Origin of the sequence: Streptomyces sp. NPDC012510 (assembly GCF_042955065.1) — a bacterium.
Taxonomy (GTDB): domain Bacteria; phylum Actinomycetota; class Actinomycetes; order Streptomycetales; family Streptomycetaceae; genus Streptomyces.
The window spans coordinates 1-11,220 of the sequence record NZ_JBIBEN010000048.1; the positions used below are offsets into that span (position 1 = coordinate 1).

The window sequence follows — 11,220 nt, forward strand, 5'->3', positions numbered from 1 at the left end:
GAGGAGTCCGACACCTCCGGCGGTACCTACGGCTCACCGAAGATCTGGATCAGGCTGGTGAGGCAGGGCTGGCGGGTCTCGGTGAACACCATCGCGAAGATCATGGCCGAGCTCGGCCTGGTCGCACGGAAGGTGCGTAGACGGCGGGGGCTGACCCGGCCGGGGAAACGGCCGGCCGCCCCGGACTTCGTGCGCCGCGACTTCACCGCCGAGGCACCCGACCTGGTCTGGTGCGGGGACATGACGGAGATCGGCACAGGCGAGGGCAAGCTGTACCTGGCCACGGTCATCGACCTGTTCTCCCGCCGCCTGCTCGGATATGCGACGGGCGCTCGCCACGATGCCGAACTGGTCGTTGCCGCCCTGCACATGGCCGCGGCGACCCGCGGCGGCGACGTCCGCGGTGTCATTTTCCACACGGACCGCGGCAGCGAGTACGCGTCGCGAAAGTTCCGCCGGGCTGCAGGAAGCTGGGCGTCACCCAGTCCATGGGGCGGGTCGGCTCGTGCTTCGACTGTGAGGATGATCGGGTGCCGCTCCGGGCGGTGGCCTGACCCGTGCTTCGACTGGCGTTGCTGCCTTGGCGTTGATCTGTCGGCCACTGCCTGGAGCAGTACTCGCTGCCGCCGGGCAGGGGACGTGTCCCGATAGGGGCCTTCGCGACAGGCACCCTCACAGTCTTGACCGCCCCGGCCCGGCGACGGCCACCGGCACCCGAGGCGATCAGGAGACAGGCGACCTTGCCCAGCATCACGCAGCCCACGGCCCCATGTCACGCCCCAGCCGAAGCCGAGGAGGACATGATGCTCGGTGTTGACACCCACAAAGACGTCCACGCCGCGGCCGTCATCACCACGCTCGGCGTTGCTCTGGACGGCCGCAGCCTCCCGGCGACCGCCGAGGGATATCGACAACTCCTGTCCTGGGCACGCTCGTTCGGCATGCTGCGGCGAGCCGGGGTCGAGTGCACCGGATCCTATGGCGCAGCCCTGACGCGGCACCTGCGGGTCGAGGGCATCGAGGTGACCGAGGTCAACCAGCCCGACAAGGCCGCCCGACGGCGCCGCGGCAAGACCGACGCCATCGATGCCGAAGCCGCTGCCCGCGCCGTGCTGTCCGGTCGCGCCACCGCCGCAGCGAAGACGAGCGACGGCCCGGTGGAGATGCTGCGGCTGTTCAAGCTGGCGAAGGGGTCCGCGATCAAGTCCAGGACTCAGGCCATCAACCAGCTCAAGAGCGTTCTGGTCTGCGCCGATGCCGAACTTCGCGAGTCTCTGGCAGGGCTGAGCAACCCGAAACTGTTCCAACAGTGCGCTCTCCTCACACAGTCGGAGGTCGCCGGGCCGGCCGGGGCCGCGCGGCATACCTTGCGACTGCTGGCCCGCCGCATCCAGCACCTGACCGAGGAGATCAACGACCTCAACAAGCGGATAGCAGAAGCGATCCGAGCGAGAACTCCGGGCCTGCTCGACGTCCACGGCGTCGGCCCGGACACCGCAGCAGCTCTGCTCATCTCGGCCGGTGACAACCCCGAACGCCTCGACAGCGAGGCATCCTTCGCCGCCCTGTGCGGCACCAGCCCGGTCGAGGCATCCTCCGGCAAGACCCAGCGCCGCAGACTCAACCGCGGCGGCGACCGCCAGGCCAACGCCGCCCTCTACCGAATCGTCCTCAGCCGCCTGCGCTGGGCAGGCCCTTCCCAGGACTACCTGCGGCGACGCCTCGCGGAGGGCAAGACCAAACGCGAGATCATCCGCTGCCTCAAACGGTACGTCGCACGAGAGGTCTACCGGCACATCGCCCCCGCAAACACTGTGGCACACCCCACGGAACCAGCCCGAGACGCCACTTGACATCCATAGGGGCATCAACGCCGTCAGCGAGGCGTTCAACAGCGTGCTCAAGGTCGAGTACGTCCACCGGCACACCTTCGCCACACGCACTGAGGCCCGGATCAGGATCGCGACCTGGATCACCGACTTCTACAACAGCCGTCGGCTACACAGCGTGTGCGGCTTCAAGAGCCCGATCGACTACGAACACGACTACTGGGCCAACCTCAGCAAGGGGCTGGCTGCATAAGAAGGTCTCCACGATTCGAGGGGATTGACAATCCGCCCGCCGGCCGACAGCGGGGACCGTGTGCTCCCCGCTGTTGGCCGGGTCGAGGATGCGGCGGAGGACGTCGCCCTCGGCCCGGTACTGCGAGTTCTACGCGGGCGTCGCCGACATGGACTGCGGGTCCTTCAAGGTGTCGGTGCGAAACGGTTGTGCGTCGCGGGTCAGATGCCGAGCATGGTGTTGAGCTCGTCGAGGGACTTCACGGTCACGTAGTCGTAGCCGTGGGTGACCGGGTCGCTGCCGCGGTCCAGGAGGACGAGGTTGCGGAAGCCCATGTCGTGCATCGGCAGCAGGTCGTAGCGGGTGTGCGAGGAGACGTGCACGAAGTCCTCGGGGGACGCGTCGAGCTGGTCGAGCATGTACTCGAACGCGGCGTAGCGGGGCTTGTAGCAGCCGGCCTGCTCCGCGGTGAAGACCGCGTGGAAGTCCGCGCCGAGCCGGGGCACGCTCTCTGCGAGGAAGGAGTTGTCGGCGTTGGAGAGGATCACCAGCTTGTAGTTCTCGCCCATCTTCTTCAGCGGTTCCGGCACATCGGCGCGCGGGCCCCAGCTGCGGACGCCGTCGCCGAGCCGCTTGCCGGCGTCCGGGGCGGCCTTGATGCCCCACTTGCGGCAGACGCCCTCGAAGGCGTCCTGCAGTGTCTGCTCGTAGGACTTGTACTCGCCGCAGACCGAGTCGTAGCGGTAGCCGCGGAACTCCTTGACGAACTGGTCCCAGTGCTCGGCCGGGATCTGGTCGCCGACGAGCTCACGCGTGATGGGGTTCATCGGCCAGTCGATCAACGTGCCGTAGCAGTCGAACGAGACGTACTTCGGGCGCCACTGGAACGAGGGAATGGGCATGGGAGGGCTCACTTTCTTGCTGCGGGGAACTGGTTGCGGGCAACCCAATTTCGGGCATGCCCATGACGGGGATGTCGTGATGGGGTGTGGGGGTGCGGGGTGATGTCGTCGACGCTCGCCCCGGGTCAGGTGGCGCCGACTCCTGCGGGAGCGAGGAAGTCGACGGGGTGCTCCGTGGTGCCGTCGAGCGCCAGGTCGGCGGCGATCTCTCCCATCGCGGGCGAGAGCTTGAAGCCGCTGCCGGAGAAGCCGGCCATGACGATGATGTCGTCCTCGCCGGGGAGATGGCCGACGAGCGGGTTTCCGGACTTGGTGTAGCCCTCCATGTAGGCCGACATCCTGATGGGGTCGGGGTTCAGGTCGGGCATGAGTTCACCGATGAGCTCGCGGAAGATGCCGAGTTCTTCGGGGCGGACGGTACGGTCGAGCCGTTCGGGCTCCGGCACCGGCGCGTGGTATTTGAAGGAGAGACCGAGCTTGACGGAGATGCCGTCGGGCGACGGGATTCCGAAGCAGTCGTAGGGTGTGGCGCGCACGAAGGGAGGGGCACCGCCCGCGAACCAGTCGTGGCGGGTGGTCAGGTGCCAGGAGCAGACCACCCGGCGGATGTCGACGGTCTGTGGCAGGTCCGGGAGCAGGGTGTTGATCCAGGGCCCCACGGTCACCACGGCGGCGTCCACATGGTCCGTGCCGTGGTCGGTGACGACGTTCACCCCGCCGCCCGCCGCGGGGGCGACCTCGTGCACCGTGGTGTAGCGGTGCAGCCGGGCGCCCAGCTGTTCGGCGCGGGTGGCGGCGGCCTGGATGGACGCCTCGGGTCTGATGACGGCGCCCAACCGGTCGAGGACGGCGATGTGTCCGTCCGGGAGCCGGTGCTGGGGGTAGCGGCGGGAGAGTTCCTCCCGGTCCAGTACCTCGTGATCCAGCCCCTGTGCGGCGCTGGTGGAAAGGAGAAGGCGCATGGACGGTGAGGCGCTCTCTCCCATCACGAGGCTGCCGCTGCGGCGTCGCAGTGGCCGGCCCGTCTCCGCCTGGAGCTGCTCCCACATCCGGTCCGCGAGCCGCAGCAGCGGAACGTACCCGGGCTCGCCGAGGTGGGCGGCTCGGTAGATGCGGCTCTCGCCCCCGGCCGCGCCGCGGTCGTGGCCCGGTGCGTACCGGTCGTAGCCGATGACCTCGGCTCCGCGGGCGGCCAGTCGCCACATGACCTGGCTGCCCATGCTGCCGGCACCGATCACGGCGACGCGCTTGGGGATGCTCATGAAGTCGCTCCTTTCTTCCGGTTTAGGCCCCGCTGGATGGCGTTCAATTTCGGCCATGGAATCCTGCGGGTCAACCCATACTTCGCTTCACCCTTGAGGCAGGGGGAGATGGCTCAGAGGAGTTCGATCAGCTTGTCGGTGAACTCGGCGGTGGTCGCGGTTCCGCCCAGGTCACGGGTGCGGATATCGGTCTTGGCCAGGACCGCGGCGATCGCGTCCGTGATGTCCCTGGCCGCGGCGGGATGGCCGAGGTGGTCGAGCATCATGGCCGCGGACCAGATCGCGCCCAGCGGGTTGGCGATGCCCTGGCCCGCGATGTCGGGTGCGGAGCCGTGCACCGGCTCGAACATCGAGGGGAAGTCCCGCTCGGGGTTGAGGTTGGCCGCCGGGGCGATGCCGATGGATCCGGCGACCGCGGCCGCGAGGTCGCTGAGGATGTCGCCGAAGAGGTTGGAGGCGACGACGACGTCGAAGCGGGCCGGCTCGAGGACGAACTTGGCCGCGAGCGCGTCGATGTGCTCCTGGTCCCAGGCGACCTGCGGAAACGAGGCGGCCCGCTCGGTGACGAGCTGGTCCCAGAACGGCATGGTGTGGATGATGCCGTTCGACTTGGTCGCGGAGGTCAGGCGGCCGCCGCGCTGGGAGGCGAGCGTGAAGGCGTAGTCCAGCAGGCGTGTGACGCCGGCCCGGGTGAACACGGCCTCCTGTACGGCGATCTCGTCCGGGAAGCCGCTGTTGAGCCGGCCGCCGACCTCGCTGTACTCGCCTTCCATGTTCTCGCGTACGACGACGACATCGACCTCGCCCGGCCGTGCGCCGCGCACCGGGCTGTCGATGCCTTCGAAGACGCGGATGGGCCGGAGGTTGACGTACTGGCGGAAGCTGCGCCGGATCGGGATGAGCAGTCCCCACAGCGAGACGTGATCGGGCACCCCCGGGTATCCCACCGCGCCCAGCAGGATCGCGTCCGCCTCGCGCAGCTGGTCGATCCCGTCGGCGGGCATCATGGCGCCCTCCCGCAGGTACCGCTCGCATGACCAGTCGTACGACGTGTAGGACAGGCTGAAGCCGTGGCGGCGGCCGAGAACATCGAGTACCTGCTGTGCCGGGGGAAGTACCTCGGCGCCGATGCCGTCGCCCGGGATCAGGGCAATGCGGTGGTTCGTCGTCATGGCGAAGATTGCAGCAGGGTGGTCCGTAAGGCGTCCAAGACGCAAAGCGGATCTGTCTTATAAGCGGTGCCTATCAGCTGTCGGCGGCCGAGGTCGCGGCCGTGACAAACGCGGCGGCCGCCGGCGAGAGGAGGCCGCGGCGGGCGACGAGGGCGATGTCCAAAGTGTTCTCCGGCTCGATGTCCAGGACGCGGGCGCCCATCCGCCCGGCGAAGTCCCGCCAGGAATCCGTGACCACCGCGAGCCCGACCCCGGCCAGCACCAGGGGCATCAGTGACACCCGGTGCTCGGTCTCGACGGCGACGGCGAACTCGATGCCCTGCTCCCGCAACGCGTCGACGTAGGCACGCATCCCGGTACCCGACTGCCCGACGATCAGCCGCTGTCCCGCAAGCTCCTGGCACTCCACCGCCGTCCGGCCGGCGAACGGGCCGTCGGCCGGCACCACCAGCACAAAACGCTGCCGCCCCAGCGCATGGGAGACGACCTCCTTGTCGGAGAGGGGACCGGCGGACGCCAGAAGCCCCAACTCCACCGCACCCGTGCGCACCATGTCGATCACATCACGCGACGTGAACGCCGCACTGATCGCCACGGAGACACCGGGATAACGGCGGCTGAAGGCACTGACCAAGCTCGTCAGCGGCTCCACCGCCTGCGACGGCATCGCCGCCACATCCAGGCGACCCTCACGCAGCTCATGCACCGCCGCGACACTCGCCCGCGCCGTCTCCAGACTCCGCACAGCCTCCCGGGCAGGCTCGATCAGGGCCCTTCCGGCCTCCGTCAGCACCGCCCTGCGCCCGATGCGATGGAACAGTTCGGAGCCCAGATCACGTTCCAGCGCCCGCACGGCCTGCGACAGCGACGGCTGGGACACGTACAGAGCCGACGCCGCACGGTTGAACCCCCCACGATCAACAATCGCAAGGAAGTACTTCAGCTGCCGAATGTCCATACGCGCCCTCTGCCCGGGAAGAGATCAACCGACGACTCGATTCGTTCCGACCATGGTGGCGTGAAGGGTCACCTCGACGAAGTACGGACCACCGACGCACTGGCCGTAATCCTCACGAAGCGCGGTCACAGCCACCTGAGGCAATCAATGACCGGCTGCGGCACTCGGCCACAGCCGTCGCCCGGCCCGAGGTTCGATCAGGCACTGGGCTTCTCGCACGTGGCCGTCACCGACAGGGCCGGCACCCCGTCCCACTCACTACCGCACCGCCCCGGATCATTGCGGTCCGTACCGCCGCTCCCCCGTGCACTCCTCCCGGACAAAGGCACCGACGCCCAGAACCCGTCCCGTGGATCACTGCGGCGGCTGGGGACCGGCCGATGCTCCTTGCGGATGCTCGTTGATCCAGGACAGGCCGCCGATGTCGAGGCGGCGCCGAGTGCGGCTGACTACCACATAGGCCAGACAGGCCTCTTTGACGTCGATCCGGCGGGCTGTCGGAGGGCGGGGTGAAGTCGTCGGCGATTTTCACCTGTGCCCAATCCCGGCCTTTGGCCTTGTGCGCGGTGGAGACGGTCAACTCGGCCTGGTCTTCCGGGGCGAGATGGGCGACGGCGGCCAGGATGGCGTCCGCGCCGATGGACCAGCGAAGTAGTACCCGGCATCTTCGTCGGCAGCGTCTCCGCCCGCGTCCGCGACCAACTTTGGCAGGCCGTCACTGAAGGAACTGCGGCACTGGAAGAGCCACGTCATGGTGGAACTGCTGCTGGAGGCACGCGTGTCACGCGAGAACGCCGCCTTCTGACACCTCACAGCGACATTCGCCAGTCTGGAGCACATCCCTTCATACCGGCCTCTTATGCCGGCCGACGCCACCAGCGGCCACCGGGTGCCTGACGTAGCTGTGAGTGGACGTTAAGTCCGTTTCTGGTAGCGGCCTCGTCCGGGTTGGGTGAGGAAGCCTTGACGGGTGAGGCGTCCGAGGCGGCTGCGGGTGATGTCGACGGACGCTTCGTCAGTGGGCATGCCGAGGAGTTCGTGCAGCTCGCGTGCCCGGAACGCCTGGTCGGGGTGCTGGTTGAAAACATTCACGATCGCCGGACGGCGCGCCCTCACGAAGGCCGTCGGACGCGGCGCTGCCGGACAGGTCCGGCGTCCAGCAGCGCGAGGGCGTTGTGGACACCCTGGTCGAGGACGTCGTCGGCGAGCCTGGGATCGGCCAGGGCGCGGGCGAGTTGGAGCGTCCCGACCATCATGGCGAAGACCGCCGAGCGCCTGTGCGCGTGCCGAGGGCGGGCTGTCGGGTGCCAGGCGGGCGGCGATGTCGTCGATGACGGTCAGCAGGCCGCCGGTGAACGCCTGCTTGGTCGCGTCCGTGCATCGCCCGATCTCGTCGAGGAGAGCGGCCGTGGGGCAGCCGTTCTCGGGGTCGTCACGGTGCTCGGCGGACAGGTAGGCGCGGACGAACTGTTCGAGCCCGGCGCGGCCGGGCGCGAGTGCTTCAAGGCTCGCGTTCTGCGCGCCCAGCTGGTCGGCGGCGGCGTTCGCGACGAGGTCCTCCTTGGAGGCGAAGTGGGCGTAGAAGGCGCCGTTGGTCAGGCCCGCGTCCGCCATGAGCGTTGAGATCCCGGAACCGTCGATGCCGTCCTTCTTGAACCGGCGGCCGGCCGCGTCGATGATCCGCTGCCGCGCCGCCTGCTTGTGGTCTTTCGTGTAGCGCGCCACGCACTCCTCCTCGTCGCTCCGGCCGGGAGGCCGCTTGCCGCCTGCCGGCTCCCATCCTAGAGTAATTGCATTACGGTCATAATCCAATCACTGAGGAGAGCCCAACATGACCACAAACCGGCCGGTAGCACTCGTGACCGGAGCATCGTCAGGCATCGGCAAGGCGGCCGCGCTCGCGCTCGTCGACGCAGGATTTGAGGTCGTCGGAACGAGCCGCCGAGCCTCAGGGGACGACCGCCGCGACGGCGTGACGTTCCTATGCCTCGACGTGGCCAGCGACACCTCGGTCGCCAGCCTGGTCTACCGCGTGATCGAGAAGTTCGGGCGGATCGACGTCCTGGTCAACAACGCCGGCATCGGCTCTGCAGGCGCCGGGGAGGAACGCTCCCTTGCCCAGGACCAGCAGCTGTTCGACATCAATGTCTTCGGACTTATCCGCATGACCAGGGCCGTCCTGCCGCACATGCGCGCCCAGGGCGGCGGCCGGATCATCAACATCTCGTCCGTCCTCGGGTTCGTCCCCGCGCCCTACATGGCCGCCTACGCCGCGTCCAAGCACGCCGTCGAGGGTTACTCCGAGTCCGTGGACCACGAGGTCCGCCAGCACGGCGTCCGCGTACTGCTCGTCGAGCCCGCCGTGACCAGGACCGCATTCGAGGCCAACTCCCCGCAACCCGCCACGCCTCTGCCGGTCTACGAGCAGCAGCGGCAGGTCTTCGAGCGCGTGATGGGCGCGGCGATGAAGGACGGCGACGATCCCGCCACCGTCGCCAAGGCGATCGTCGCCGCGGCGACCGACCCGAAGCCGAGGCTGCGCTACCCCGCCGGGCCGACCGCCGGACGCGTCAGCGCCCTCCGCCGCCTCGTCCCCTCCCGGGCCTTCGACCGGCAGATCCGCAAGCTCAACCAGCTGCCCGCCTGACCGGCACCCCCATCCCCCGACACCACAACCGGGCCTGTCGATGAATTAGTGGGGGGTGTCGTGCTGGGAGTGTCCAGTAGACGGCTGATCCAGTTTCTGTAGTGGTCAGTTGGCGGCCGGGGTGAGCCGGCCTTCGAAGGCGATCTGGAAGGCGTTCAGGGGTGCCTTCCAGCGCATGGTCCGTCGCTTGCGGCCCTTGCCAGTCGGGTCCAGGCTCATCAACGCCATGTAGACGCACTTCATGGCCGCGGCCTCGTCGGGGAAATGCCCGCGGGCCCGGACCTTGGAATCCAGGGGTCGTCGCAACACATGGTCGGTTGGTCAGGCTGCGATCAGTTTATGCAATCGCTCGGCTGGGGTGTCCCAGTCAAGTGTCTTGCGTGGTGCGTGGACGCCCGTTGAGTTCGGCGGCGACTGCGTCCAGATGTTCTCGGGTGTGGGCCGCGAGGTCGGTGCCTTTGGGAAAGTACTGCCGCAGCAGGCCGTTGGTGTTCTCGTTCGAGCCGCGCTGCCACGGGCTGGCTGGATCGCAGAAATATACCGGGATGTCGGTGGTCGTGGTGAACGAGCCGTGTGCGGCCAGCTCGCTGCCCTGGTCCCAGGTCAGTGAGCGCGTCAGGTGAGCAGGCAGGGTCTGGACGGTATTCACGAGAGCATCGCGGACCAGTTCCGCACCGCGGCCGTCGGGTAGATGGACGAGCATCACATAGCGGGTGGTGCGTTCGACCAGCGTGCCGATCGCCGACGCCCCGTCCTTTCCAATGATCAGGTCTCCCTCCCAGTGGCCGGGAACGGCCCGGTCCTCAGCTTCCGCTGGGCGTTCGCTGATCATGACCATAGGGTCGGTGAACCGCGGGGTGCGATGCTGGGCTTGACGGCGCGGCTTGCGGCGGACCCGACCCGTGCGCAGGGCTCGGTGGATCTCACGGCGCAGCTCGCCACGGCTCTGGACGTAGAGGGCCTGGTAGACCGTCTCGGGGACCACGTGCAGCTCCGGCCGCTCGGGGAAGGCGCTGGGAAGAGCCTGGCAGATCTGCTCGGGACTCCACCTGCGATCGAGTCGCTCTTGGATGAACTGCCGTAGTTCACCGTGTTGTTCGATCTTCGCGGGCTTCGGTCGCGGACGGCGAGCCTCGGCACGGGCCTGGGCGGCATGGGGCCGGTAGACGCCGCTGTCGGGATGCCGATTGCGGCGAATCTCCCGACTGATCGTGGCCGCGCTCCGCCCGAGTTCGGCGGCGATTGCCCGGACCGCAGCCTTCTCCCGTATCCGGTCAGCAATGTAGATGCGTTCGTCCACGCTCAGATACCGAGATGATGCCGGCGGCACAGCCGGAGGAACCGGATGGGCCACCCCTCTCCGTCTGGACGGTACGTATCCGTTACGCCAGCGCCTGCCGCTTCTCGGGTCGATCCCGACGATCCGGCAAGCCTCATTGTTACTGAAGCCCTGCTGCATGAGCTGGAAGTATGCCGCCCGTTCCGCGGTGAGCCTCTTCACCCCCTGAGGCTTACGGTTCTCCCGGATATTGAAGTCCATTGCACCCCTTGAGCTGGGGTGTTGCAACGATCACTGGAACTCAAGGACCGGCCTTGCGGATGCGGGCGTTGACGGACTCGATCGCGTTCGTCGAGCAGATGACCTTGCGGATCTCGACGTCGAAGCTGAGGAAGGGCACGAACTCGGCCCAGGCGTTCTCCCAGAGCCGGATGACCGCCGGGTACTTCTTGCCCCAGGCTTCCTGGAACTCGCTGAACCGCTCAGTTGCGGCGGCCTCGCTCGGGGCCGTGCAGACGGGCTTGAGCGCCTTGGCGATCTTGTCCCAGTCCTGGCGGGCCGCGTGCCGGAAGCTGTTCCTCAGCAGGTGAACGACGCAGGTCTGAACGATCGTTCGAGGCCAGACGGTCTCCACGGCCTCGGGCAGGCCCTTCAGCCCATCGCAGACCAGCATCAGCACGTCATCAACGCCCCTGCTCTTCAGGTCCGTGAAGACGCTCAGCCAGTACTTCGCGCCCCCGCCACCGTCACCGGCCCAGATGCCCAGGATGTCGCGGTGTACTTCGGCGGTCACGGCCATGACGACGTGGATCGGGCGGTTCGCGACCTGCCCGTCCCTGACCTTGGTTCTGTCGACGATCTTGTGATCCGGTGCGGAGGATGTCACCGTGCCAGCAAAACGCGTTTGCGAAGGAGATCGAGGCCAGCACGGCCGAACAT

At 67.9% G+C, this 11,220-nt stretch carries 10 protein-coding genes and 5 pseudogenes; 5 read left to right on the top strand and 10 right to left on the bottom strand.

The genetic code is table 11. The features are described 5' to 3' along the window. The 3 genes from ACFY9I_RS41715 to ACFY9I_RS41725 form a co-directional block, all read left to right on the top strand. The coding region (locus ACFY9I_RS41715) for a DDE-type integrase/transposase/recombinase (RefSeq protein WP_391012563.1) at positions 1-651 on the top strand (651 nt) is incomplete at its 5' end. 149 nt (positions 652-800) lie between these two features. Further along, positions 801-1,853, top strand: a complete 1,053-nt coding sequence (locus ACFY9I_RS41720; protein ID WP_391012566.1) for an IS110 family transposase — start codon at positions 801-803, stop codon at positions 1,851-1,853. A 13-nt stretch (positions 1,854-1,866) separates the two neighbouring features. Then, a complete protein-coding gene (locus ACFY9I_RS41725) occupies positions 1,867-2,082 on the top strand; it encodes an integrase core domain-containing protein (RefSeq protein WP_391012587.1) in 216 nt (71 codons plus the stop codon). 200 nt (positions 2,083-2,282) lie between these two features. Here ACFY9I_RS41725 and ACFY9I_RS41730 read toward each other — a convergent pair whose 3' ends face one another. The 5 genes and pseudogenes from ACFY9I_RS41730 to ACFY9I_RS41750 form a co-directional block, all read right to left on the bottom strand. Continuing rightward, positions 2,283-2,963, bottom strand: coding sequence for a haloacid dehalogenase type II (locus ACFY9I_RS41730; protein ID WP_391012569.1), 681 nt, complete (start codon positions 2,961-2,963; stop codon positions 2,283-2,285). 125 nt (positions 2,964-3,088) lie between these two features. Next, the gene (gene solA, locus ACFY9I_RS41735) at positions 3,089-4,225 is read right to left on the bottom strand and encodes an N-methyl-L-tryptophan oxidase (protein WP_391012572.1); all 1,137 of its coding nucleotides are present in this window, start codon (positions 4,223-4,225) and stop codon (positions 3,089-3,091) included. A 113-nt stretch (positions 4,226-4,338) separates the two neighbouring features. Further along, complete coding sequence (locus tag ACFY9I_RS41740) at positions 4,339-5,397, bottom strand: tartrate dehydrogenase (protein WP_391012575.1); 1,059 nt, start codon at positions 5,395-5,397, stop codon at positions 4,339-4,341. 73 nt (positions 5,398-5,470) lie between these two features. After that, on the bottom strand, positions 5,471-6,355 hold the full coding sequence (locus ACFY9I_RS41745) for a LysR substrate-binding domain-containing protein (protein ID WP_391012578.1): 885 nt from the start codon (positions 6,353-6,355) through the stop codon (positions 5,471-5,473). 354 nt (positions 6,356-6,709) lie between these two features. Continuing rightward, positions 6,710-6,992 (bottom strand): annotated as a pseudogene (locus ACFY9I_RS41750) (DNA helicase); the annotation flags it as partial. Here ACFY9I_RS41750 and ACFY9I_RS41755 point away from each other — a divergent pair. After that, positions 6,890-7,252 (top strand): type I-E CRISPR-associated endoribonuclease Cas2, encoded by a 363-nt coding sequence (locus ACFY9I_RS41755; protein WP_391012580.1) that lies wholly within the window; start codon positions 6,890-6,892, stop codon positions 7,250-7,252. The pseudogene ACFY9I_RS41750 and the gene ACFY9I_RS41755 overlap by 103 nt on opposite strands. An 18-nt stretch (positions 7,253-7,270) precedes the next feature. Here the strand turns inward: ACFY9I_RS41755 and ACFY9I_RS41760 are convergent, their stop codons facing one another. Together ACFY9I_RS41760 and ACFY9I_RS41765 are read right to left on the bottom strand one after the other, a co-directional pair. After that, on the bottom strand, positions 7,271-7,471 hold the full coding sequence (locus tag ACFY9I_RS41760) for a hypothetical protein (RefSeq protein ID WP_391012582.1): 201 nt from the start codon (positions 7,469-7,471) through the stop codon (positions 7,271-7,273). Continuing rightward, positions 7,468-8,080 (bottom strand): annotated as a pseudogene (locus ACFY9I_RS41765) (TetR/AcrR family transcriptional regulator). The gene ACFY9I_RS41760 and the pseudogene ACFY9I_RS41765 overlap by 4 nt, the downstream one beginning before the upstream one ends. A gap of 106 nt (positions 8,081-8,186) precedes the next feature. Here ACFY9I_RS41765 and ACFY9I_RS41770 point away from each other — a divergent pair. Then, positions 8,187-9,002 (top strand): oxidoreductase, encoded by an 816-nt coding sequence (locus ACFY9I_RS41770; protein WP_391012585.1) that lies wholly within the window; start codon positions 8,187-8,189, stop codon positions 9,000-9,002. Positions 9,003-9,107: 105 nt separating this feature from the next. Here ACFY9I_RS41770 and ACFY9I_RS41775 read toward each other — a convergent pair. The 3 pseudogenes from ACFY9I_RS41775 to ACFY9I_RS41785 all read right to left on the bottom strand — a co-directional run. Beyond that, positions 9,108-9,284 (bottom strand): annotated as a pseudogene (locus ACFY9I_RS41775) (IS256 family transposase); the annotation flags it as partial. 39 nt (positions 9,285-9,323) lie between these two features. Next, positions 9,324-10,461: pseudogene (locus ACFY9I_RS41780) on the bottom strand (IS30 family transposase). Positions 10,462-10,591: 130 nt separating this feature from the next. After that, a pseudogene (locus tag ACFY9I_RS41785) lies at positions 10,592-11,125 on the bottom strand (IS256 family transposase); the annotation flags it as partial. Between the last annotated feature and the right edge of the window lie 95 nt (positions 11,126-11,220).

Bases quoted from the DNA above. Each gene is read 5' to 3' on its own strand.
- ACFY9I_RS41720 (WP_391012566.1), top strand. From the start codon at position 801: ATGATGCTCGGTGTTGACACCCACAAAGACGTCCACGCCGCGGCCGTC.
- ACFY9I_RS41770 (WP_391012585.1), top strand. From the start codon at position 8,187: ATGACCACAAACCGGCCGGTAGCACTCGTGACCGGAGCATCGTCAGGC.
- ACFY9I_RS41730 (WP_391012569.1), bottom strand. From the start codon at position 2,963: ATGCCCATTCCCTCGTTCCAGTGGCGCCCGAAGTACGTCTCGTTCGAC.
- solA (WP_391012572.1), bottom strand. From the start codon at position 4,225: ATGAGCATCCCCAAGCGCGTCGCCGTGATCGGTGCCGGCAGCATGGGC.
- ACFY9I_RS41740 (WP_391012575.1), bottom strand. From the start codon at position 5,397: ATGACGACGAACCACCGCATTGCCCTGATCCCGGGCGACGGCATCGGC.
- ACFY9I_RS41745 (WP_391012578.1), bottom strand. From the start codon at position 6,355: ATGGACATTCGGCAGCTGAAGTACTTCCTTGCGATTGTTGATCGTGGG.